Annotated in this window: 25 protein-coding genes and 1 riboswitch; of the genes, 14 read left to right on the top strand and 11 right to left on the bottom strand. The window is 41.3% G+C overall.

Annotated features, from left to right (window positions below):
• The first annotated feature begins 9 nt into the window (after positions 1-9).
• The gene (locus C1A12_RS19580; protein WP_101846761.1) at positions 10-1164 is read left to right on the top strand and encodes an AI-2E family transporter; all 1155 of its coding nucleotides are present in this window, start codon (positions 10-12) and stop codon (positions 1162-1164) included.
• Between the two features lie 34 nt (positions 1165-1198).
• Here C1A12_RS19580 and C1A12_RS19575 read toward each other — a convergent pair whose 3' ends face one another.
• Complete coding sequence (locus C1A12_RS19575; RefSeq protein ID WP_101846760.1) at positions 1199-1645, bottom strand: GNAT family N-acetyltransferase; 447 nt, start codon at positions 1643-1645, stop codon at positions 1199-1201.
• Between the two features lie 22 nt (positions 1646-1667).
• Complete coding sequence (locus C1A12_RS19570; RefSeq protein ID WP_101846758.1) at positions 1668-2666, bottom strand: YeiH family protein; 999 nt, start codon at positions 2664-2666, stop codon at positions 1668-1670.
• 77 nt (positions 2667-2743) lie between these two features.
• Here C1A12_RS19570 and C1A12_RS19565 point away from each other — a divergent pair, with 77 nt between their 5' ends.
• On the top strand, positions 2744-3679 hold the full coding sequence (locus C1A12_RS19565) for a LysR family transcriptional regulator (RefSeq protein ID WP_235001690.1): 936 nt from the start codon (positions 2744-2746) through the stop codon (positions 3677-3679).
• 318 nt (positions 3680-3997) lie between these two features.
• On the opposite strand, the gene C1A12_RS19560 is transcribed toward C1A12_RS19565, so the two are convergent.
• Positions 3998-5200, bottom strand: coding sequence for an MFS transporter (locus C1A12_RS19560; protein ID WP_101846756.1), 1203 nt, complete (start codon positions 5198-5200; stop codon positions 3998-4000).
• 111 nt (positions 5201-5311) lie between these two features.
• Here C1A12_RS19560 and C1A12_RS19555 point away from each other — a divergent pair, with 111 nt between their 5' ends.
• The 3 genes from C1A12_RS19555 (at position 5312) to C1A12_RS19545 (ending at position 7617) form a co-directional block, all read left to right on the top strand.
• A complete protein-coding gene (locus tag C1A12_RS19555) occupies positions 5312-6184 on the top strand; it encodes a LysR family transcriptional regulator (RefSeq protein ID WP_101846754.1) in 873 nt (290 codons plus the stop codon).
• Entirely contained in the window at positions 6174-6734 is a 561-nt protein-coding gene (locus tag C1A12_RS19550; RefSeq protein WP_101846752.1) for a nucleotidyltransferase family protein, read from the top strand. Before C1A12_RS19555 ends, C1A12_RS19550 begins: the two co-directional genes overlap by 11 nt.
• A gap of 82 nt (positions 6735-6816) precedes the next feature.
• The gene (locus C1A12_RS19545) at positions 6817-7617 is read left to right on the top strand and encodes an STAS domain-containing protein (RefSeq protein WP_101846750.1); all 801 of its coding nucleotides are present in this window, start codon (positions 6817-6819) and stop codon (positions 7615-7617) included.
• A gap of 135 nt (positions 7618-7752) precedes the next feature.
• Here the strand turns inward: C1A12_RS19545 and C1A12_RS19540 are convergent, their stop codons facing one another.
• The gene (locus tag C1A12_RS19540; RefSeq protein ID WP_235001689.1) at positions 7753-8130 is read right to left on the bottom strand and encodes a VOC family protein; all 378 of its coding nucleotides are present in this window, start codon (positions 8128-8130) and stop codon (positions 7753-7755) included.
• A 130-nt stretch (positions 8131-8260) separates the two neighbouring features.
• Between C1A12_RS19540 and C1A12_RS19535 the strand changes: the two genes are divergently transcribed.
• On the top strand, positions 8261-9424 hold the full coding sequence (locus C1A12_RS19535; RefSeq protein WP_101846748.1) for an acyl-CoA dehydrogenase family protein: 1164 nt from the start codon (positions 8261-8263) through the stop codon (positions 9422-9424).
• A gap of 38 nt (positions 9425-9462) precedes the next feature.
• Here C1A12_RS19535 and C1A12_RS19530 read toward each other — a convergent pair whose 3' ends face one another.
• Positions 9463-9984 (bottom strand): type 1 glutamine amidotransferase domain-containing protein, encoded by a 522-nt coding sequence (locus C1A12_RS19530; protein WP_101846746.1) that lies wholly within the window; start codon positions 9982-9984, stop codon positions 9463-9465.
• Positions 9985-10043: 59 nt separating this feature from the next.
• On the bottom strand, positions 10044-10415 hold the full coding sequence (locus tag C1A12_RS19525) for a hypothetical protein (RefSeq protein WP_101846744.1): 372 nt from the start codon (positions 10413-10415) through the stop codon (positions 10044-10046).
• A gap of 156 nt (positions 10416-10571) precedes the next feature.
• Here C1A12_RS19525 and C1A12_RS19520 point away from each other — a divergent pair, with 156 nt between their 5' ends.
• A complete protein-coding gene (locus tag C1A12_RS19520; protein ID WP_101846742.1) occupies positions 10572-11468 on the top strand; it encodes a DUF1002 domain-containing protein in 897 nt (298 codons plus the stop codon).
• 33 nt (positions 11469-11501) lie between these two features.
• On the opposite strand, the gene C1A12_RS19515 is transcribed toward C1A12_RS19520, so the two are convergent.
• Positions 11502-12779 carry a helix-turn-helix domain-containing protein gene (locus C1A12_RS19515; RefSeq protein WP_101846740.1) on the bottom strand — a complete coding sequence of 426 codons (1278 nt, stop codon included), beginning with the start codon at positions 12777-12779 and terminating at the stop codon, positions 11502-11504.
• Between the two features lie 287 nt (positions 12780-13066).
• Between C1A12_RS19515 and C1A12_RS19510 the strand changes: the two genes are divergently transcribed.
• Positions 13067-13597: an RNA polymerase sigma factor gene (locus C1A12_RS19510; RefSeq protein ID WP_159462240.1), complete on the top strand. Its 531-nt coding sequence runs from the start codon at positions 13067-13069 to the stop codon at positions 13595-13597.
• 137 nt (positions 13598-13734) lie between these two features.
• Here the strand turns inward: C1A12_RS19510 and C1A12_RS19505 are convergent, their stop codons facing one another.
• Entirely contained in the window at positions 13735-14322 is a 588-nt protein-coding gene (locus tag C1A12_RS19505; protein ID WP_101846736.1) for an SCO family protein, read from the bottom strand.
• 190 nt (positions 14323-14512) lie between these two features.
• Here C1A12_RS19505 and C1A12_RS19500 point away from each other — a divergent pair, with 190 nt between their 5' ends.
• Positions 14513-15289: an alpha/beta fold hydrolase gene (locus C1A12_RS19500; RefSeq protein WP_101846734.1), complete on the top strand. Its 777-nt coding sequence runs from the start codon at positions 14513-14515 to the stop codon at positions 15287-15289.
• A gap of 17 nt (positions 15290-15306) precedes the next feature.
• On the opposite strand, the gene C1A12_RS19495 is transcribed toward C1A12_RS19500, so the two are convergent.
• Entirely contained in the window at positions 15307-16731 is a 1425-nt protein-coding gene (locus C1A12_RS19495; protein ID WP_101846732.1) for a hypothetical protein, read from the bottom strand.
• Positions 16732-17031: 300 nt separating this feature from the next.
• Complete coding sequence (locus C1A12_RS21175) at positions 17032-17208, bottom strand: hypothetical protein (RefSeq protein ID WP_159462239.1); 177 nt, start codon at positions 17206-17208, stop codon at positions 17032-17034.
• A gap of 124 nt (positions 17209-17332) precedes the next feature.
• Here C1A12_RS21175 and C1A12_RS19490 point away from each other — a divergent pair, with 124 nt between their 5' ends.
• The 4 genes from C1A12_RS19490 to C1A12_RS19475 all read left to right on the top strand — a co-directional run bounded on the left by C1A12_RS19490 (position 17333) and on the right by C1A12_RS19475 (position 21681).
• The gene (locus C1A12_RS19490) at positions 17333-17950 is read left to right on the top strand and encodes an NUDIX domain-containing protein (protein WP_101846723.1); all 618 of its coding nucleotides are present in this window, start codon (positions 17333-17335) and stop codon (positions 17948-17950) included.
• Between the two features lie 20 nt (positions 17951-17970).
• Complete coding sequence (locus C1A12_RS19485; RefSeq protein WP_235001688.1) at positions 17971-19143, top strand: PLP-dependent aspartate aminotransferase family protein; 1173 nt, start codon at positions 17971-17973, stop codon at positions 19141-19143.
• 77 nt (positions 19144-19220) lie between these two features.
• Positions 19221-19329: riboswitch (SAM riboswitch) on the top strand.
• Between the two features lie 81 nt (positions 19330-19410).
• Positions 19411-21198: a PLP-dependent aspartate aminotransferase family protein gene (locus C1A12_RS19480; RefSeq protein ID WP_101846720.1), complete on the top strand. Its 1788-nt coding sequence runs from the start codon at positions 19411-19413 to the stop codon at positions 21196-21198.
• Between the two features lie 255 nt (positions 21199-21453).
• Positions 21454-21681: a hypothetical protein gene (locus tag C1A12_RS19475; protein WP_101846718.1), complete on the top strand. Its 228-nt coding sequence runs from the start codon at positions 21454-21456 to the stop codon at positions 21679-21681.
• Positions 21682-21694: 13 nt separating this feature from the next.
• On the opposite strand, the gene C1A12_RS21170 is transcribed toward C1A12_RS19475, so the two are convergent.
• On the bottom strand, positions 21695-21850 hold the full coding sequence (locus tag C1A12_RS21170) for a hypothetical protein (RefSeq protein WP_159462238.1): 156 nt from the start codon (positions 21848-21850) through the stop codon (positions 21695-21697).
• Between the two features lie 290 nt (positions 21851-22140).
• On the opposite strand from C1A12_RS21170, the gene C1A12_RS19470 reads away from it, so the two are divergent.
• Positions 22141-23130: a sodium:calcium antiporter gene (locus tag C1A12_RS19470; RefSeq protein WP_101846716.1), complete on the top strand. Its 990-nt coding sequence runs from the start codon at positions 22141-22143 to the stop codon at positions 23128-23130.
• Positions 23131-23267 lie beyond the last annotated feature (137 nt).

Here is a 23267-nt window from a genome sequence, read left to right as displayed (position 1 = left end):
GGGAAAGCCATGGATAAGTGGGAATCTACGCCAATGATTCGTTTCTTTGGTGGAAGGAATTTACTTTACATATTAGCGATTCTTTTATTTATCGGGTTGAATGTACTTGTTTATACCCAGGTTTCCTTTATTTTTCATCCTATTGTTATCTTTCTTGAAACTATTGCTTTACCTGTCTTATTTACGGTGGTAGTCTACTATTTGCTTCGGCCGTTTATTGTCTTGCTTGAACGGCTGGGCATAAAAAGAGTGTGGGGAATATTAGTTACGATTGCTCTGGTAGCAGGTTTGATAACGCTTCTGGTATTTTTAATTATCCCTTTTTTAGAGCGCCAGTTTATAAGTCTGTCCAAAGAACTGCCAGAGTACTTAATAGAAATGGCAGGCTCGGTCGACAACTGGCTCCGAAACTCTATCTTCGCCAATTATTATAACAATTTATTCGAAGACCTGGAAGGAACGCTCAGTCAGGTTTCTGATAACTTTTCTTCTTATGCCGGCAATACAGTAGAAGGTATTACCAACTTTATTTCCACGGTGACAAATGTGATCGTGGCTATTGTGACTCTGCCTTTTATCCTCTTTTATCTATTAAAAGATGGTGAGAAGTTTCCGAACATGATATTAAAGGTCTTTCCCCCAAAAGTTAGACCTGAGCTTTCCAGTGTGTTTAAAGGGATCGACCATCAGCTAAGTGCTTATATTCAAGGCCAGATCATCGTAAGTTTTTGTATAGGGGTTATGATGTATATTGGTTTTCTTATCATTGGTCTGGATTATGCTTTGCTGTTGGCCGCGATTGCCAGTGTAACTAGTGTCGTGCCTTACCTGGGACCGATGATTGCCATCATCCCGGCACTGATCATAGCCATCGTCACTTCTCCTTTTATGCTGTTAAAACTCGCTCTCGTATGGACGGTTGTGCAGTTGTTAGAAGGCAAGTTTATTTCTCCGCAGATCATGGGGAAAAGACTTCACGTTCATCCGGTTACCATTATATTTGTCCTTTTAACAGCAGGGCATTTATTTGGTGTTATCGGTGTGATTGTTGCCATCCCTGGTTACGCGATTATAAAAGTTATTGTAACCCATCTGTTTTACTGGTTTCAGCGCAGATTTAATAAGTATGCGGAATCTGATAATCAATACGGGATTTCCAAATAGAATCAGAGCAGGCGCCCTTTAGCGTCCTGCTCTGTTATTGAATGTAAATAAATTCTGTAAGCCATAAACCAGGAGCTGCTTCCATTTTCCTTCCTTCTTTAAAACCGAGTGACTGGTAAAGCTGGACAGCTGGTTTATTCTCTGTGCCGGTAGATACGGTGATTTTTTGCGGGGATAAAGAGAAAAGGTGGTCGATTAATGCTTTACCTATCCCTTTTTTAAAATGGGCAGGAGCTACGACAAGCCGGTGGATCTCGATGTCTGTGTTCGCTGCTTTATAAGAGACAAATCCTGTTAATACATTGCTTTCCCGGTATCCCACGAAGGTTTCGTCAGATAACTGAATGTCTTTTACGGTGTCATATAACCTTGGGATCTTGTTTGACCGGATCAGTCTGGCTTCAACTTTATAAGCGGCTGCTTGAACGGTTAACATCTCTTTGGCTGTTTGAGAGTTTCTATGGTTTAACAGACGAATCATAAATTCACCTCCATAGATATCATTAAACAATAAAAAAAGTGAAAATACTAAGCAGCAAAGAAGTTATGACAACAGCTGCGATCGGTTTTAAAGCACGGTTTCTCACATCCCGCAGGCTCACATTTAAGCCCAGCCCGGCCATAGCCATAGTTAGAATATAGGACGTTAAGAATGAAATACTCTCAAGAACTTCATGTGAAACAGGGATATAAGAGTTAAAGAGGAAACTGCCAACCATACTCATGAGAAGAAATCCTCCCAGAAACCAGGGAAAAGGAATGGCGTGTTTTGCCTTCGTTTGTTGATTTCTTTTCATGGCAGCCATAAGGATAAGACAAACAGGAACTAAAAGAAACACACGACCAAGCTTTCCAAGCAGAGCCATTCCAAGTCCCTCCTGCCCTGACGGTTCCCCGGCCAGCACAACGTGAGCAACTTCATGTAAGCTCAGTCCCGCCCACATGCCGTAATTCTCTGCATCGACCGGCAGAAAGGGGCGCAGCACGACATAGCTTATAGCAAAAACGGTTCCGATTAATGAAATAATCCCTGCACTTAACGCTGTATCTTCCTCTTTCACTTTAAGGATAGGGGAGACGGCAGCTATTGCAGAGGCTCCGCACACCCCTGTCCCGATACCCAGAAGCAAAGAAAGAGAATGATCAGCCTTGAGTGATTTGGCAAAGATCATCATCACCCCTATACTAAATACAATAACGATGGAGTCGCGAAGGAGCAAGGTAAGGCCTTCAGAGAGAATGACGTTTATATTTAACTGCAATCCAAATAATACAATCGCTGTTTTTAGCAGTTTTTTTGCAGAAAACTGAATGCCTTCTCTTAATTTTGCTGGAAAACCAAAAAAATGACGGTAAAGCACAGCTAACGTTATAGCTGCAGTTAAAGGACCGATTTGACTGAATAGAGGGATGAAAGTAAATAAAAAACCAATCCCTGCCAGTGAGCACGTAAATAAAATCCCGAGAAGGAAAGACTGGTGCGATTTATAACAAGAAATCATAAAGATCCTACCTTTGTATTACATGTATAGGGACCACTATACGAGCGGGGGGACGATTAGTAAAATAGAACTTTATAATGCAAGGGATTAATATTTTAAATGAATGGGATGAAGCCATGGATACCGAATCTTTGCAAACCTTCGTTAAAGTCATAGAACTGGAAAGCTTCACGAGAGCTTCGCAGAAACTGAACTTATCTCAGCCCACGGTAAGCTTTCATATAAAAAGTCTCGAAGAATATTTTCAAACGACACTCATTGACCGGACACCGAAACGATTTCGAATTACGCCTACAGGGGAAATTGTTTATCAAAGAGCAAAACAGCTCTTAGGGTTAATTGACAAAGCACGCACAGAGGTTTTCGAGTATCATCATCAGCTGAGAGGAGAAATCCGCATTGGAGCGAGCTACACAGTAGGGGAATATATTTTACCTTCTTTATTGAAAGCGTTTGACAAGCTCTATCCGGAAGTTGAATTGAATGTTACGATAAAAAATACCGGACATGTTAACCAGGAGGTACAGCTTCATAATTTAGACGTGGGATTAGTAGAAGGCAAAGTAAATCAAAAGGATTTAATTTCCTATCCTTTTATGGAAGATGAAATGGTGGTCGTTATACCTAAGGGGCACCCATTAAGAGACAAAGAGATCACCTTCAATGAATTACAGGACCTGACATGGATCGGCAGAGAAAAGGGGTCAGGTACGAGGGACGTGATGGAGTCTTTATGGGACAGTTATAATATTCGCCCTGGAAAACTTATAACCATAGGAAGCAATCACGGAGTTATTCAAGGTGTGAAGCAGGGGCTTGGGGTGTCCGTTATTTCCAGGACTGTGGCTGATCACTCGGATGCTTCTGATCTCATATTTACACTGCCTTTTCTCAAGCCGACCACACGGTTCTTTTCCTATGTTACACCAACAGATGATAAGGAAATATCAAAGAACGTCTGGGTATTTATTGAACTCGTAAAAGAACTTTTTCCTTTTCAAGATAAAATGTGAAAAAACTATGTAAAAATACTTGAATTTGAATATTAGAAGCAAATATGGGGTATGGTTAAATTAGAGAAAATGAAACCTGATAAGCAAGTCACTCGTAAATAAGTTATATACGTTCGAGTTAAGATATTCTACTGACATATTGAGGTGAAATTATGAAAAGCCTGGACCAGATCGTCGATTATTTAAAGACACTGGGGGTTGAGGTAGAGAAGGTTTATAAGACACCCAAGGAAGAAGCGAGATAGCGAGGAAGCCGTCACTGTTCTATGATTCTATACATGAAAAGAAACAAGGTATGCCGCAATGCATACCTTGTTGTTATGCCGTTTTGGATGTAATCTCCCTGAATTGAGGATGTTTCGACTGAAACCATGCCCATACCAATCCTAAACTGCTTGGAATTGCGAGAAGCAGAAATACATAGTTTGCTCCATTTGCACTCGCTGCCCATCCAAACATTGGAGCTGTCAGAACAACGGAGGCTTGATTACACAACATACGGAAGCTTGCCATCCGGCCATGGAACTTTCGATCAGTTGCCAATTGCTGAACGGATTGAAGTAAAGCCCGAACAATTGATATACCGATACCAATAAGAAAAATACCAGCAAACGCGGTACCTAAGTATGGCAATGCTCCTGCCATTATTAGACCCGCAGCCATTGTAAATAACGCATAGACTGCTAGTTGATTCTGCATTTGTCTCCACCACCAAGCCCCAAGCAGACCTGCTATAATTCCTCCGGCAGAAAACGTTACATCGAGCGCTCCGTACACTAATGCTGATTGCTTTAAATAGTCGCTTGTATAAACTGACAAAAAACCGAGTGTGGTGTGAAATGTGAGCTGCCCAAGCATCATCATGACGAACAGCCCGTAAAGCATTGTGTGGGCGTGCAAATACTTGAATCCTGAGCAAATTTCTTTAAAAAATGCATGCTCGCTTTTACGGTCAGGGTCAGGGGTGTAACTTAAACACGAGATTACTATAAGAGCTCCCGAATAACAAAAAATTACGATTAAAAGTGATAAAGGCATCGTAAGAAAGCTTGATAATATTCCTCCAATCCCTGCTCCACAGAGACTTCCGGAGATCGTAGCTGACCCAGAAAGGGAAAATATCCGCGGCAACTCTTCCCGTTTGGACACTTCGGCCACCAGCGCCTGCAGGGAAGGGCGGAATAGGGACCCTGTAGTTTGAAGAATCATATGAGTGAGTATAATGTGCCACGGATGAATCCAGCTGGTTAAAAATGTTCCCCAAAGAATAGTAAGTATAACAATGCTTATTCCTCCCGCAAAAGTCGCAAGCTTTTTTCGATTATAGCGATCCACTAGTACACCAAATATTACATTGGAGAGGAGACCAGGGATAAAGCCGAAGCTGACAAACAATCCCGTATATAAGGCGTTTTCTGTCCATTGATATAAATACCAGGTAACTAGTACAAAGTACATGGCGCGGCCGCACTCATAAAAAAAGTATCCAGCTAATAGTTTAAAAGTATTACTCCGATTCATAAACTCACCTCGTTTATTCTTTACGTCTATCATACGCTGCTTCGTGTGATAAAAGTAATATTGATATACAATAGTAAGTGATAAGTAAATCAAATCAGAGGAGACGAATGGATGAAGCTTGAAGACTATAATCTGCTTGTACAGCTGCATCGGTATCAAACAATCCGGGCTACTGCAAGGAATATATTAATTTCTCAGCCTGCTATAACACAGCGTTTGAAGTATATTGAGGAATGTTTAGGGGTGGATATTTTCATACGTACTTCAAAAGGACTCGTACTTACTGCTGAGGGAGAAATCGTATTGGAGCATGCACGTACAATACTTTCTGCAGAACAATCGTTACACCATCATTTGCTCCGAAGCAGGGAGACAGTCGGAGGAACACTGTCTTTAGGGGCTTCCTCATTGATCAGCCAGCATTATTTACCTGTAATCCTTCAGCAGTATACGGATATGTATCCAAACGTTAAAGTTGACCTGGTTACGGGTGCGAGTGCTGAGATTAAAGGTTCAGCTGAGGATTACCACATTACTATAGTAAGAGGAGAACCGATTAAGGGGTATGAGATGAATCGGCTTTTTGATGATCCTCTGTATTTATTTGATACAATAATGGCTGATCACAAAGTCAAGCGTCCGTTTATCGAGTTTAAAACAGATATGGAATATCAGAGGCTTATTGATGAGTGGATGTTTCAGCAAACAGAAATGAGCTTTCGCCGTACGATGAAAGTGGACCAATTTGAAACGGCCAAACAATTAATGGTTACCGGGCTCGGTGCCACGGTACTTCCAGGAAGTATAGTCACGGATGATCTTTTGGAGCTGCCCCATATTCCTTTACAATTAAACGGCAGCCCGATGAGCAGAAGTACATGGGCCTGCTTTAATAAAGAGGTGGGTGACCTGCCTCAGGCGGCTGCTTTTATTAATTTACTTTCCGACAGTACTTGGGATAAGGAGGCATGGAATGTTAGATGATAAACTGCAGCACATTGTAACAAGCACAAGTTTTTTACAAGAAGTGTTGGCGGAAGCAGAGCAGGAATTCGATCATTACTACATAGGAGCCGGTTGTATAACGCAAACCGTTTGGAATGTTCTAAGCGGTTTTGAAGAAGGCTATGGAATTAAAGATATTGATGTAGTTTATTATGACGCTCACGACCTTAATGGAGAAGGAGAGCGGTCGCTTGAAAAAAAGCTGCGGCAGCGCTTTAGTCACATTCCCTTTTCTATTGACGTGACGAATGAAGCGCGGGTTCATCTATGGTATGAAGAGAAATTTGGCAAGCCGATACGCCCATACCAATCAGTAGAGGAAGCCATCGGCACATGGCCGTCTACGGCCTCGGCGTTAGGGATTAAAAAAATCGATGACTATTATAGGATCTATGCTCCATTTGGACTTGAGGAATTGTTTAATATGATTGTCCGGCCCAATAAAAAAATGATACCAAAAGAAGTATATGAGCAAAAGGCATTGCAATGGAGGCGGAGGTGGCCTGATTTAACAGTTATTCCGTGGTGATAATCGTCAGCCTTTTGTTTGGAATTTTTCCATGATTCATTTTACTATGAAGGCAATCATATTACTTTAGAGGAGTTTATATATGCATTTTTATTCATTGGATAAGTTAGAAGAGGTTCAGCAAAATGAATTTATAAAAGCAGCAATCGATTATGTTGGAGCAGGAGTTGTAATTTCTGACCCCCAACAGGAAGATAATCCGATCATCTATGTAAATAAAGGGTTTGAAGAGCTCACCGGGTACCAGGCGGATGAAGTGCTGGGATACAATTGCCGTTTTTTGCAAGGAAAGGACACGGATAATAAAGAAGTTAAGAGTATCCGGGAAGGCGTGGAGAATTTCCGCATCGTGCAAGTCGAAATTCTTAATTATAAAAAAAATCACACCCCTTTCTGGAATGAACTGCAGATCTACCCGGTACATATTTCGCACATGGGCCAGACATTTTTTGTAGGGGTACAGCAGGATGTGACCCAAAGAAGGGAAGCAGAATCTCTGGTCGGCCACTATTCTTCCGAAGTGAAACGGCTGTCGACACCGATCGTCCCAATTGAAGACAACATATCGGTGCTTCCTTTAATCGGCACGGTAGACGAAGACCGTCTGCAGGAAATGCTGGATACAGTCGGCCGCCACGTTCAGGAAGAAAAAGAGGATTATCTAATTTTAGATTTGTCTAGTGTATATACGTTCGATGAGAACATTCATATGGGCATTTATCAACTAAATCAGCTTCTAAACATAATGGGGACCACGCTTCTGCTTACAGGAGTAAAGCCGAATTTTGCCATGCAAAGTACTCCTTATGCTGATTTCTCTGAGTTGTCTTTACGTACGTATTCTTCGGTTAAACAAGCTTTGCAGCACATAAGAAAGGGTTAAATAGGATCCTGCTAAGCTTTATGTTGATATTCTTCTGAGCTGGACTCTGGTTTTTGGAACAGTTGTTTATAGAGTTATAAATAAGGATGTCGATAAACTTTCGACATCCTTATAGGTGTTTTTAACTATTAAATTCTATCCGTTACAGATCATGATGAGATGTCCGTCAGGGTCGTACACATTAAAAAATGAAAAGTCATCATATTCAGTAATCGAATCTGCAACAAGTATTTCTTTATCCTGTACAAATAAATAGGATTTATAAATATTATTTGTGTAAATATTAAATAAAGGGAACGGAAGTGGTTCGAAGTCTTTCGGCTTTTGATCAGGCGGACCGGCATCAAGTGTTAAACTTGCGTGATTTGATAAGCTGAACGTATAAACTGGCCTCTTGACTCTATCGATGTCTGCCTTTAATCCAAGTAATTGGCTGTACCAATGGACGGATCGTTCTAAATCTGTGACATGAACAAAGATCGTATTAATTTGCGGATGAATGGGGTGAATCATGTAAAAACCTCCTTTTTACAATTAATTCTACTTGTCTCTTGAAAATCCTTTACATGCATAAAGCGGATAGTTCGCATTATTTTGATCGCTTTTGTATGATTTAAGTATAGTGTTAAAAGGAAGTGAGAAAATGAGTGATCTCATACGCACATGGCTGAGAAATGAGAGACATGAGCGTCTATATAAAAAAGCGGTCACGATTGCAGATGAAGCTCGTTCTCATGTAGAAAAAACTGATCGTGAGGCCGAGTTTTCTTACCAGACTTTACAAGTGATTAAACAAGAAGGCTACCCTTCCTTAAGTTTACCTGTGCAACTAGGGGGAGAGGGCCTTTCTTTATATGAGTTTTTGTTTCTGCAGGAGAAAATAGCCGAAGGGGACGGTGCGGCAGCTCTCTCGATTGGCTGGCACGTAGGAGTGATGATGGAGCTGAGTCAGGATAAGAACTGGTCTAAAGAGCATTTTCTTGCTTTGGCCAAACGAGTGGCAGAGGACCAGGCTGTCGTCAATCGGGCAGCAACTGAACCTGCTACTGGAAGTCCTACAAGAGGCGGGATCCCTGAAACCACTGCTGTTAAACAAGGAAATCATTATGTATTAAATGGAAGGAAAACTTTTACCTCCATGGCAGAGCTGCTCGATTATTATATCGTTTCTGCTTATGTGGATCACCTGGATGAAGTAGGCTGGTTTATCATTGACCGCCATCAGCCTGGTGTTAAAGTTGATAAAACGTGGGACACATTAGGAATGCGTGGCACAGCAAGTGATGATTTAGTTTTAGAAAACGTAGAGCTGAGTACTGACCATTTAGTAGAAATGAAAAGCAAAGGGAAACCCTCTCCTAAAGGCTGGCTGCTTCATATTCCTGCCTGTTATTTAGGAATTGCCGTAGCGGCGCGCAATGATGCGATTAAGTTCGCTAAGAATTTCCAGCCGAATAGTTTAGACACGCCTATTTCTGAAGTCAGCCACATTCAGGATAAAATTGGAGAAATGGAATGGAAACTTATGCAGGCCCACAGCTTTATGTATGCGGTGGCGAGAAGGTGGGACGAAGAACCCGAGCGGCGGGAACATATGGGTCCAGAGCTGGCTGCTGTTAAGCTGGCGGTTACCAACACAGCTACAGAAGTTGTAGACCTCGCTATGCGTATAGCCGGAGGTAGGGGATTGGCTAAATCCCAACCGTTTGAAAAGTATTACCGTGATGTAAGAGCGGGCCTCCACAATCCTCCGATGGATGATGCAGTACTTCGTATGCTCGCCGGGGAGGCTTTAAACGATAAATAAAAAAGCTCGTCTTCAAAAGAAGGCGAGCTTTGCTTTTTCTAGTCAGCAAGTAAATCTGCGTAAGCTTTAGCGTAAGGCGGAAGGTCAGGTGGACGACGGGCAGAAACAATATGTTCATCAACAATCACAGCTTCATCATACCACTCGGCTCCGGCATTTATCATATCGTCTTTAATTCCTGGTGTACTGGTTACTTTTCGGCCTTCCAAAATATTAGCCGAGATCAGTACCCAGCCGGCATGGCAAATCTGCCCAATAGGCTTTTTCTGTTCATCCATATGCTTCACCATGGCAAGAACATGATCATAACGACGCAGTTTGTCAGGAGACCAGCCTCCAGGCACGAGAATTCCATCATATTCAGCAGCGTCAATGTCTTCAAATGAATAATCAGCTGTAGCCGGAACTCCGTATTTCCCAGGGTATTCTTCACCTGCTTTTTCTCCTACAAGATGAACGGTAGCTCCTTCTTCCTGCAGGCGGAGGACAGGGTACCACAACTCCAGGTCTTCAAATTCTTTACTGACGAGTGCGATTACTTTTTTATTTTCTAACCTCATGAAAGGCCTCCTTTTTTGAATCTATAGTAAGTGTATCAAATACCCGGCGGCTTAGGATATTATTTTGAAGCAGCAAGCACCCACCAAATCAACAAAGGCTGAAGAAGAGGACGAATCCAAAGCAAAATCAAATTAGGATCATCAGACCATGGAGCAGGCGCCGCAATAATAGCAGCGTAAATGTTGGCCGGAAGTACAGCTACTAGAAAGATGGCTGTAGCAATACCGGCTGCCCGTCTTGTCTGAGGGAAAATTAGAAAAAGGGAAAGCATCCATTCCATAATTGCTGTAATGTACACAAGTTCTAATTGAAAGGGAACAAAGTCCGGAATCATTACGGCAAACCCTTCATCGTATACAAAGTGGGCGACCCCCGCTAAGAATAAAGCAATTGCGAATATGTAGAGAGAGATGGTCTTGAATGTATTCATCTTTTCACTCCTTTGAAACTTAATGCTGTGATGTTACGTATTACGTATAGAGAAATTAAAAAAGAAGGTGCGAAATCTACGGAATTAAGTATAATAAAAGTTAAGTTTAGCACACTCGTAAATAAGTTTGAATTTAAAAATAAGGAGACGAACCTAATGAAAAATCGTTTGGGTATTATTTTACTGTCTTTTATTGTTATGCTGGCCTTTCTGCCTCAAGGTACTCAGGCTTCTACGGGAAATGAATCGATTAATGAAAAGCTTGGCCTCCCAATTGTTGTTTACGGGGAAGCTTTGTCCGATTCTCAAAAAAACGAAGTGGCTGACTTACTAGAAGTGGAGCAGCATGAAGAAGTAGATGAGTTTACGGTAACTGGTCAGGATATTGCTAATTATATTGGAGGAAATCCGAATTCCAACATGTATTCTTCCGTCAAGATTATCCACAAGGGTGACGGAGAAGGGATTAACATTGATATTGTTACGCCGGATGATATTACCGAAGTAACGAAAGAAATGTATTACAATGCTTTATTAACAGCAGGAGTTGAAAATGCAGATGTGCTTGTGGCTTCTTCCGTCAAAGTAAGTGGTCATTCCGCTCTTACAGGTATTTATAAAGCTTACGACGCAAAGGGTGTAGCTTTAGATGAAGATCGGATGGAAGTAGCAAGTGAGGAGCTGGACGTGGCGACGTCTCTTGCTGAAGAAGGGGTCGACGAGGCTGAAGTCAGCGAGCTTCTAACAGAAATTAAAAAGGCAATCGCTGAGCAGGATCCCGCGACTAAAGAAGAGATTGAACAAATTGTCCAGGAACAGCTTAATAACTTAAATATCGAGCTCAGTGAAGAGGATCGTCAGCGGTTAGTTGATTTATTTGAGCAAATGCGTAATTTAAATATAAATTTTGATGAAGTCAGGAACCAGCTGGATGAATTAACAGGAGGCCTTCAGGACATTATTAATGACGAAGGCTTCTGGAACAACGTTTCTAACGCCATTCAAGAATTCTTTGATGCATTGACTGAGTTTTTCCGATCCGTATTTAATTAATGATCGAACACCTGAGGCCTGGGAAACAGGAACTCAGGTGTTTTGCTCTTCTGATGTTTTTTTTATATGTAATAAATAACACTCAGCAGCCCTTTTGTATTTCCCGATTTCATACATATGGTTACCAAGCTTTAAGTATAAAGTGTTTAAAGGTTCATGGTCGGCATCACGCTCAAAGAACTCAATGCATTCTTCCAAGCTGTTCTGATAAGCTTCATCATCCCCGGTTTTTTGGTAGTAATCTAGAAACGCTTCTAGAAGATAATAATAATCAGCTTGCTTACTAACTTCTCCTTTTGCTTCTTTAAACAGCGAATCTGCTTCCTCTAAACGATTCAAATTGATGTAAGCTTTACACAATGACTGATAGGAAATTTGTTTGTTAGCTGTCAGTCCCTCAGCTTCTTTAAGCTTCAGCGCTTTCTCCAGATAACGGCTGGCTTCTTGATTACAGCCATCCTTACGCATGACCACTCCTTTATTATGCAGGACTTGCGTGAGCAGACGACGGTTGGGGAGGTGCTTAGCCAGTTCTTCCGCTTGAGTCAGATAATCCATCGATTTACTGAACTTTTCCTCATTTAAAAAAACCACACCAATTAAGTTATAAACCATGGAAACATCTTTATCCTGCTCCAGGCTTTCATAATAGCGTAAGGCTTCGTGACTAAAGTCGACAGCGTCCCTGTAATTCTTTACTGCATTGGATAAGACGGCAATATTATAAGTGAGAGCGGCTTTGACAGCTAAAGGCTGATTCTCCATGCAGAAGCTCTTGTAATGGGACAGACTTAAGTTGAAGTCTGACTGTTGGTAGTGTCGAATTCCTTCGCAATAATGATAAGCGTTCTGTACATATAAAGGAGTTTTATGGATCAGATCTTTATCAATAAAAGGGCGGATATAGGTTACATAGGTATGTTCTGCCTGTTTATAATCCTTGATTTTACAATAATACGCACACTTCAGAAATAAGAAATAGATTTCCTGATGGATGTTTGAAAGGTATGTGTAATAATTATCTGTAATCGTTTCAACGAGTGGCTGTGCTTTTTCTATTTTAGTAATAATGAATTGTTCAAACTGAGTGAGCACATGATGAACCTCGGGATCTTCTTCATCAAATTTCTCAAAGAAAGTGACAGGAAGTTTCAAGGAAGAAGAGATCTTTTTTAAGGTCGATCTCCCGGGACGGCGGTACCCATTTTCAATTTTACTAAGATGGGCTGGTGAGATGGAGTCCCCTGATAAATCGTTTAATGTCATATGGTTGAGTCTGCGATAAATATTAATTCTTCTTCCAATATGCAACAATCTTCACCCCTTTACGCTTCCCGTTGCGACGATATGGAACCTTACAAAGTCTGTCCCCTCTAATGACTATCATACAGAATTTGTCGTTCCTTGAATAGGTCTAAAGTAACAATTGCCGTAATATTTTGTAAAAATCGATACAGAAAATGGTGATTTGCGAAAATAAATCATAAAAATTGCTAAATTACTTAGAGATTTTAGTACAAAAACTAGATTTCTAAATGGTTGGATTATAGTACGATAAGTAAAAATAGGTAATATGTTAATTTATTGGAGTGGGCACTGTGAAGGACATCAATCGAGATCAAAGTCTCAATGAAATCGTTGAAGATCATTATGCTGCTCTTTTACGAACAGCCAGGTGCTACGTAAAGGAAAGCATGACAGCTGAAGATATGGTTCAAGAAGCCCTGCTCAAGGCGTATGAAAGGTTCGACCTTTTCCAAAAGGGCAATAATATGAAGGCCTGGGTTTTTCGGATTATGATCAATTTATGCAAAGACCATCTGCGAAGCTACACGAAACGCAATGTCATGCCATGGGAGGACCAGTGGCTTCACTGCAGAGAAGCGGAAGACAGTAATCCCTTGGAAATTCTTGTAGAAAAAGAAGAACACGAATACGTTCGCGAAGCAATTAACCATTTAAAGCCGGACTATCATCAAGCTGTGAATATGTATTATTTTCATGATCTATCGGTCAAACAGATGTCTAATGTTCTCCACTTAAATGAAAACACATTAAAAACGAGAATGAAACGGGCACGTGATCACATTAGCGGTGAAATAAAAGAATCTTCTGTGGCCCATGGATAGAAGAAATTCTCTGACAAGGTTAAGGGTTGTATATATCAACAGTACTTTGAATAGGGAAGTTTTACAATGCGCTGTTTTAAGGAAGAATAATAATAAAAAACCCAGTCTGCCGGAGGATATTCTCGGCAGACTGGGTTTTATTGATCAGCCAGGATTTGCGCGTCTTCTATGATTTGTTCGTATGGAACGTCCGTCTCGCCCTTATAGTGTTTCATAACCTCGTTATTCTTATCCACCAAGAAAAACGATGATCCGTGAGAAACCTGTTCAGCCCCTTCTGGCTTCTGTGCTACAGTTCCAAAGCTATCCTGGGCATATTCTTCTATCTCTTCCTGCGAATAGCCAGTCACAAACGACCAGTTAGAAAAATCAGCATCCTGAGCCTGGGCAAATTCTTTCAGCATTTCTGGTGTATCTACTTCGGGGTCAACGCTGAAAGAAACGATCTCAGCCTCAATACCTTCCTCTTCCAGTTGGTCCTGGATCTTTGTCATATTACGGGTCATAGGAGGACAAACGGTGTCACAAGAGGTAAAAATAAAATTAGCGAGCCACACTTTCCCCTCCATGTCGTCAACAGCAAAATCTTCTCCCGCCTGGGTCGTACCACTTATATTATCGATTTCCCACTCCAGTGGATCCTCGAGTTCTTTCTCTCCGCAGGCGGAGAGAAGAATAGCAACCGTTATGAATAATAAAGGTATAAGTAACCGTTGTTTTTTCATAAGAGACTCCTCTCACTTCTTCTAAGTACCTTCCTATAGTTTACGACTGCTTCAATAAGAGTGTCAATTTGAAGGAGCGAAAAAGAGGTAACTATTAGTGGATTGTTCAATGACTTTTCACAATACGAGTATGACTGCTAAGTAAACGGAAACACTAGAAATCCAATTAGAAAAAGCAGGGGATGGCATTATGGGATATATGATAAACAAAGATGGACAACGTCTATTCTACGAGGATCACGGGGTGGGAAATGCAATTATATGCATTCATCCCCCGGGAATGGGGAGAAAAGTGTTTGCATATCAGCATGAGCTTAGCAAGCACTTTCGATTGATATTACCCGATTTGAGCGGCCACGGAGATTCAGATACGATAAAACGAAAGCCCCATATAGAAGACTTTGCCGAAGAAATCATGGCACTCATTAACCACTTGAAATTAGATCAGGTGTTAATTTTCGGCTATTCTGCAGGAGGATCCGTTGCTCAAGCATTTGCCTTGAAATATCCGGATAAGGTTAAGGGTTTAATGTTGTCAGGGGCATTTCCGAAGGTCCAGACAAAGCTCTTTCGCCTTGAATTTCTAGCAGGGATGGCGTGGTTAAAGAGGAGTCCGCGTTCATTAGCAAAGCTGCTCAGCCGCTCCCACTTTAAGAATACCCTGGTGAAAAGAGAGCAGTATACACATCTGTTGAAATCAGATCCGGATGTCTGGTACTCCTATTATAAAGAGTCGTTAAACTATGACTGCAGTCATCAGCTCGATAAGCTTGATATGCCTCTTTTATTGGTGTACGGTGCCCGTTCGGAGTGGGTAAATCACCAAGCCCCTTTTTATAAGGAATGTGCTCAAGCAGCTCTTGTAGTTGTTGAAAAAGCGTATCATCAAGTGCCGGCTACACACAGCTCCATACTCAATCAAGCGGTGATTGACTTTTTTCACCGGACGTTTATCAGCAGAGATTAAGCAAGGGATCTTCTTGCTTAATCCAGCTGAATTTTTTCAGTTAAATCGACTTTTTGGGCAATAGCTGCTTTATTAAAATCAATCCGCAGTTCTTCTGCTCCCTCCAGGGTGTAGCTGGAAATATCGAGAAATGCTGTATCATTTTCAAACCCCATTCCTGGATTGGGGGACATCTCTTCGTCGTCGATGAATACGCTGAAAGACTCATTGGAATTAAATTCACCATATGAGATAGGAGGCTGGGCACTTAAGAAAAGCTGCTCATCCTCTGATTGTTGAATGTATGAAAGGCGGAATTGCGAATTCGCAGAAGGGTTATAATTTTTTTCTTCAAGGATAATATCTGTATTTAAGTGTTCGGCGATTTTCTCTTCAGGATTTAAACGTACCTGCTCATTCTTATCAGACTCAACCATTTCATCATAGTCGCTAACATCAATGGCAAAAGAATATTCTTCATCGCGCAGCATCGTTACATGGTCAATATCTATTTTCACTGAATCATCCTCGTCTCCATCAGGAGGCAGTCCGATTTCGAAGGTGCCGGGGTCTTTGCGGTTTGGACGGGGGTGATCGATCGTAAAGACTTCCCCTCCGATGGTCACTGTGCCTTCCAAACTGGCTGCATCGTAGTCTTCATGTTCCATTTCGAGTGAGATTTTGTTACTGAGCAGGCCTCTTTCAAATTCTTTAAGGCGGATGGTTAACCCATCCTGTTCAAATTTCTCGTTAAACCTTCCAGAATAGAGAGTGTCCTGACCCGGTTCATATGTATAGTGAACTTGGCTTTCTTCTGTCGTATGAAATCCATCTTCCATCTCTATTCTAAATGATGTAAGAGCGGATTCGTCTATAGCGGAGCCCGGTCCATGTGACCCAGACTGTGGGTCCATCTCTTCCTGACTCAACCGTGGGATCTGAATTAAGCTGTATAATTTACCATCATGAATTTTAAATAAGTTATAATCCCTTTCTGATGTATGAACAGGGTGGGTCTGGGTGGGAAGCTCGCCATTTTCTTGACGAATATTAACTTCAGAGACATTAAAGAAAGGATGGGGAGGTGAATTCTCCTTATCTTCAAATACAGCTAAATCCACACTATAAAACATAAAGATCTGGTACTCAGAATGCCAGATTTCATTTACAGTAAGAGTCCCTTCATGTTCAGGAATATCAAATGATTGCTCAGGCGATTGGACAATATTCATTTCCTTCGCTTTTTTATAGCCAGGCATTTGGGCTTCATAAAATTGCTCAATATCCTCACGACTCTCCACTTCTTCAATTTCACTCGGCAGCTCGACCTCTTCAACGCTTGGGTTTTGAAAAACGGTCAATTTCTCGGTTGCATTATCATCATCATTCATGCTCCAATACACAGCAATCGTGAATCCGGCCGAGATAATTGCAATAAGAATCCATCTTGCTTTATGACTCATCTATCAGCATTCCTCTCGTGAAAAATTTGGCTGTTTCATCTATCATACCAAACATTCCATTAATTGAGAGTCATTAAAAAAGCTCAGCTTTAAGAGCAGCCTATTTCTCTGTAAGCATTTCTATGTCTATCCGTTCATTCCTAATGGAAAAGGAAGTTCCGCTGTCTGGTGAAGATAAAAAAGGTTTTAGGAACAACTCCCTTTCCGTTTAAAAAATAGGGGTCCTGCCCAAATATGCGAGAAGATCCTTCTGACTTGATGTAAAGCATATAAATAAGCCTGTCGAGTTTCTCGGCAGGCTTATTTATCCCGGTGGTCTGAAAAATGGTCCATTAACGCTTCTCCTTCAGTTTCCTCACCTGTATCATGCTTTGTCTCTTCATGATTGAATGCTTTGCTTAGTTTAGATGGGTGGGAAAATAGTTCGGCTGCTTCGTTTGAGGTTTCTTTTTCATAGTCTTTCTTTTTTTCATTCATTTGTTATCCCTCCTATAGTATAGTTTTCCAAACTAAGATAATTTTTAAACGAATTTAGTCGCAATTTGTCGTTCTATGATAGACTGATACATATAATAAAAAGGTGAGGAGTAATAACGAGCATATGGGAGAAATTTTAAAGATTTTCAGTGACTGGTTGACGCCTATAGGTGAAAAAGACAGAGACGACATTCACCGTGATGGAGATTGGCATGAAAGCTTTCATTGCTGGTTTTATAATCATTTTGACCATGAAACGGTCATTTACTTTCAGAAACGTTCAAATATTAAGAAGGACTTTCCTAACCTATATGACATAACGGCGGCTGGCCATATCGGAGTAAAGGAAAGTCGGATTGAAGGTGGCCTAAGGGAAATTCAGGAAGAGTTAGGATTAGAGCTTCAAGAGGAAAAGATTCGCTACACGGGATTTTATAAAGAACAATTACAGATGAAAACCTTTAATGACCGGGAGATTTGTCATATTTATCTGTTTCCTTATGATGAGACACTGCCATTAATGATGAACGAGGAAGTAACTGACGTGGTTAAAGTAAATATTGAAGATTTCTTAAGTATGATTTCTAAGAATCGTACCTTTTTAATTGCGAGATCCATTATGTCAAATCAAAATGAGACCTTACAGCGCCATCATTTCTGCCCTCATGACTTTAATTATTATCAGCATGTTATTCAGGAAATTCTGCAGACAAGGGAGACTTCATTTTTTGACAATAGGTAAGAGTGGTAGGATATACTGTAATGAAAAAAACGAAGGAGTTGAACAAGATGGGGAACCAACTATTTAGTACCCGTGTGGTACATAATAAATTGAATCAGCATACAGCGTTAAATAGTAAGGCGACGCCGATTTACCAGACGTCTTCTTTTACATTTCGTGATTTAGAGCATTTAGAAAGCTATTATGCCGGGGAAACACCATATTTATATACAAGGGAGAATAACCCCAATACAGATGAACTTGGACAGGCAGTTGCGAATTTAGAAGGAGCCGAGGCCGGGGCAGCTGCTTCTTCAGGTATTTCAGCAATTATGGCTGGAATCCTGTCAGTGGCACAGGCAGGAGATCACGTCGTTACTGCTGAGGATATTTACGGCGGGACTCACCAACTAATTACTAAGCAGCTTTTAAGCTTTGGTATTGAATACACAATGGTTTCCTTTGCAGATCCAGGAGCTGTTAGAGATGCAATTAAGCCAAATACGAAGCTGCTTTATACAGAATCAATTACCAACCCTTTTTTACGGGTGGAAGATATAGACGAACTTGTTAAGATCGCTAGAGAGCATCAGATAAAGACTATGGTCGATAACACCTTTGCCACTCCTTATTTATTGCAGCCTTATACGCAGGGGGTGGACTTGGTTGCACACAGTGCTACGAAGTACATTGGCGGTCACAGCGATGTAACATCAGGAATTATTGCAGGACCAGAAGATTTAATTGCTAAAGCCAAACAGAAGATTATCGGACTGGGTACGAACTTAAGTCCATTTGAAGCATGGTTGACTCAGCGTGGCTCAAAAACACTTGCCTTGCGCATGAAGCAGCAGTCTGAAAATGCCAGACATGTAGCCGAGGTGCTGAATGCTGATGATGCCGTAGAGAAAGTTTATTATCCTGAGGGTGTATCCGAGAGAGGAAATGGAGCCATCGTTACGATAGAGCTTGCAAAGCAAGTTGATTATGAAGCTTTCTTCAAATCACTAGGCTGGATTAAACTGGCTCCTACTCTGGCGGGCGTGGAAACGACTGTTTCTTATCCGATCCGCACTTCCCACCGTGCATTAACGGAGGAGGAACGAGAGAAATTGGGTATTACCGATTATACGATCCGTTTATCCATCGGCATTGAAGAAGCGGAAGATATAGCGGAGCAATTTCAGCAGGCTATTCGTTCCTCAATTAAGTAAGTATTCACACTATTATTGACAATACCGATTGGAATTGATTATAATTGAAAAAATAGTTAATAAATTAAATACACATTTTCTTATCAAGAGCGGCAGAGGGATTAGGCCCTGTGAAGCCCGGCAACCTTCAAACATCGGTTTGAAAAGGTGCCAATTCCTACAGATCACTGATCTGATAGATAAGAAGAGGCATTGATCGTTCACCCCTCTTCTTATCGAAGAGGGGTTTTTGCATTTTTGTATATAACATTTCAAGGAGGAGTTTCCATGACAAGTTCATTTGAAAGCTACGATTTAGATACACTGGCCCTGCACGGAGGTCAAGCGCCAGATCCAACCACAGGGTCAAGAGCAGTTCCTATTTATCAGACGACTTCTTATGTGTTCCATGATACGGACCATGCTCAAAGTCTCTTTGCATTAGATGAACCAGGAAACATTTATTCGCGAATAGGCAACCCGACTGTTGATGTTTTTGAGAAGCGAATGGCATTACTTGAAAATGGTGTGGCATCTGTAGCTACGGCTTCAGGAATGTCTGCAATTTCATTATCCATTTTAAATCTTGCTGGTTCCGGTGATGAAATCGTGGCAGCTGCTAACCTTTATGGCGGTACTTATAATTTGTTTGCCAATACACTGCCGCGATATGGCATTAAAGTCGTTTTTGTGGATCCAGAAGACCCTGAGAATTTCCGGAAAGCGATTACTGATAAAACGAAGGCAGTGTTTGCGGAAACAATTGGAAACCCAAGTCTTCACGTTCTTGATTTCGAAAAAGTAGCTGAAGCTGCTCATGATAACGGGGTACCGCTAATCGTCGATAATACATTTGCTACTCCCTATTCTTGTAAACCGATTGACTGGGGTGCTGATATTGTAGTGCATTCTGCTACAAAATGGATCGGCGGCCATGGAACCACGATCGGGGGCGTCGTTGTAGATGGGGGTCGTTTTGACTGGAGTAATGGTAAGTTTCCAGTGTTTACAGAACCTGATGAAAGCTATAACGGCATCCGCTATGCAGCTGACTTCGGTACACTTGCCTTTATTACCAAGCTGCGTGTACAACTGCTCAGAGATTTAGGAGCATGCCTAAGCCCTCAAAGTGCCTTCCAGCTGCTTCAAGGTCTCGAAACGCTTCACCTTAGAGTGGAAAGACACACAGACAACGCTCTTGAAATTGCTCAATATTTAAAAGGGCATCCGGATGTAGAATGGGTATCCTATCCGGGATTAACCGATCATCCAGCTCATGAATTGGCGAAAAAATATTTAGAAGCAGGTTATGGATCGATTGTTAATTTTGGTATTAAAGGAGGCAGGGAAGCAGGTCGTCAAGTTATAAATAACATTGCTTTATGGTCACACGTGGCGAATGTAGGGGATGCGAAATCTCTTATTATCCACCCTGCTTCTACTACACACCAGCAGCTTTCTGTAGAAGATCTGGCTGCAAGTGGAGTAACCGAAGAGCTGATCCGTTTATCCATCGGTTTGGAGTCAGCTAAAGATTTAATTAATGATTTGAACCGAGCGATTGGTAAAGCGACAGGCCGGGAAGTGGCTTCCACTATCACTGAGAACGATGAAGGCGTCATCAAGTGGGCTTTGAGTTCTCCTCAAGTCAAGGAGGAAGAAAACGGGAAAGAGATCACTCGACCAAAGCGGCTCGCAGTAGTCGGGTTAAGTGGAAAACCGTCCAGACCAAGTCACCGTCTTGCACGGAAGATGCAGCGCTTAGGATACCAAATTGTACCTGTTAATCCAAGAGAGGACGAGGTGCTCGGGGAAAAAGCTTATCCAGATCTCAGCTCTATTCCATTTAAAATAGACGTTGCACAAATTTTCCGAAGTCCTGAAGCGGCTGTTGAAATTGCCAAAGAGGCTGCTAAGGTTCAGCCTGGAGTATTCTGGCTGCAAGAAGGCGTCATCGCACCTGAAGCAGCTCAAATTGCAAGCGAAGCAGGTTTGCAGGTTATTCATAACCGCTGCACATACAAGGAAGCTCAGCGGTTGAGGGGAACAATTGACACGTACGCATGTGAAATATAATCAATAGTAATATTAAAGGGTAGGGTCACCAAGATGGCAGAAGACCCCTTACTCGGAAGTATTTATGGAAAAAGCAGGTCACATCGCTGGCCTGCTTTTTTGTGCTTCGTTGGAATATTTCTAGATTAGTTTTTACGACGTGGGCAGCCTGTACATTCAGTGATCTCTGCTGAAGCATCTTTTAAATCGAATGTGTGCTTTTGCTTGTTATTGGGTATACCTGTAATAGATGTTAATAGTGGAGAGGTGATTTTGATGGCGTATTCAGTAACATTACAAAAGATCTTGATTTTTCTTGGGATAGGTGTAACGGTAGGCGCTGTTATAGGATTTAGTGCAGTGTATGGTTTTGATCAAGGCGGGGTCGTATTTATCCTATCTATGTTTCTCAGTATTTTTACTGTATTTGCAGCTGCGATGTATGCGGAGCTTTATCATATCCGTGAGGCAGTGAATAAGCAAAATAAAAGGAATGGAATTTGATCAGCGGCCCTGCTCACAGCCTGTCCGCAAAGGAAAAAGCGAGCAGCAGACTATAGAGCAAAGCAATGACGGCGATGATAACAAAGCTTGTTTTTGTCAGCTTTCTAAATATGATCCAAAAGGTAAGAATAACAACGCTTATAATAAAGATCCAATAAATAATATCCATATAATCTCCTGTTTCAATTGATTTACTATCCATCTTACGGAAATATAAAACCTGTGACAACTTTTTACGTGAGGCTGCCTTAATTTACTCTTTCAGAACAGCAGACAGTAAACGGTTCAGGAACTTGATGGGATAGAAGAAAAGCCCATCCGCCAAATAAACCAAATAGTTCTATTAGGAGAAGCCGGTCGTCCTGGACCGGCTTTGTGATGCCTTGTTTTGCAGCATAAAATTTAGGGAAACATAACGGTATCCAGGGGAGGATCAAAAGATTTTGAGGAGATTATGCTATGGGAGACGTTTTGGTTTTTGTATTATTTATAGGAGCAGCCTTAGCTACATTTTTTGTTGCTTCTCGATTAACCATGTTCGGGGATGCGGTTAAAGAAAAAACAAAGGCTTCCTCGGCTTTTATGGGGATCATTATAGGGATAGCTATTTCATTACCTGAATTAACTTCGAGTGTAACGGCGGTAGCAATTGATGCTCCTGATTTAGCGGTTGGTAATTTGATTGGCAGTAACTTATTTAATATTATGGGGCTTGCTATATTTGACTTAGTTTACCGGCGGCACCAGGTGATGACTCATGCTACAGCAGAAAGTAAGCTGTACGCCTGGCTGGTCGTTTTTTTAACGTTAATTATTCTTGTAGGGTTAACCCTTACTTTACCTACTCATATTTTTCATGTCAGTTATTCCACGATTGTCGTAGTTTTATTGTATTTTATTGGAACGAAGTGGATTAACGACCGTACAGAATATAAGGGAAGAAAGATTAAAAGGGAAATTAAACGTTACAAAGATTACACATACAAGCAAGTTGTCACGTACTTTATTATGGCAGCCGTAGGCATTATGATTATTGGAAGTGTGCTTACGGTTACAGCTGAGCGTATTTCTACTATAACTGGTTTAGGTACATCATTTGTCGGATCTTTTCTTGTTGCGATCAGCACGTCTCTGCCTGATGCAGTAAGTGTAGGTACTGCTATGAAACTGAGAAGATTTAATTTAGGAGTCAGCTCTTTATTGGGTAGTAATGCTTTTAATCTCGTGATTCTCGCTTTAACAGATATCATCTACTTTCGAGGCGGCCTGCTTGGAGAAGCTGGAAAGTCTAACTTGATTACGGGAAGTGCTTCGATTGTATTTATCTTTTTAATTATATACAGCATTTCACGAAGAAAAAGTCAGGCTTCTTTTACTTACATGCTTCCGTCCATTCTCATCATAACAGGGTATTTCATTACGACGTACTTCGTTTTTGAAATGAGATAAATAAGAGTATTGGCCTGGTGTAGTTAAACGCTCTTATTTGCAGGGGAAGCCGCTGTATATCCATCCTTCTTCGCTTTAAAAAACAAAAGACAAAATGGACAAGGAGAGAGGGTGAACTATACTTGGACTGGGGGTTC

The sequence above is a fragment of the Halobacillus sp. Marseille-P3879 genome, assembly GCF_900240285.1.
GTDB lineage: Bacteria > Bacillota > Bacilli > Bacillales > Halobacillaceae > Halobacillus_A.
The sequence above is the reverse complement of the archived record's forward strand: the minus strand, read 5'-3'. Positions and strand labels throughout refer to the sequence as shown.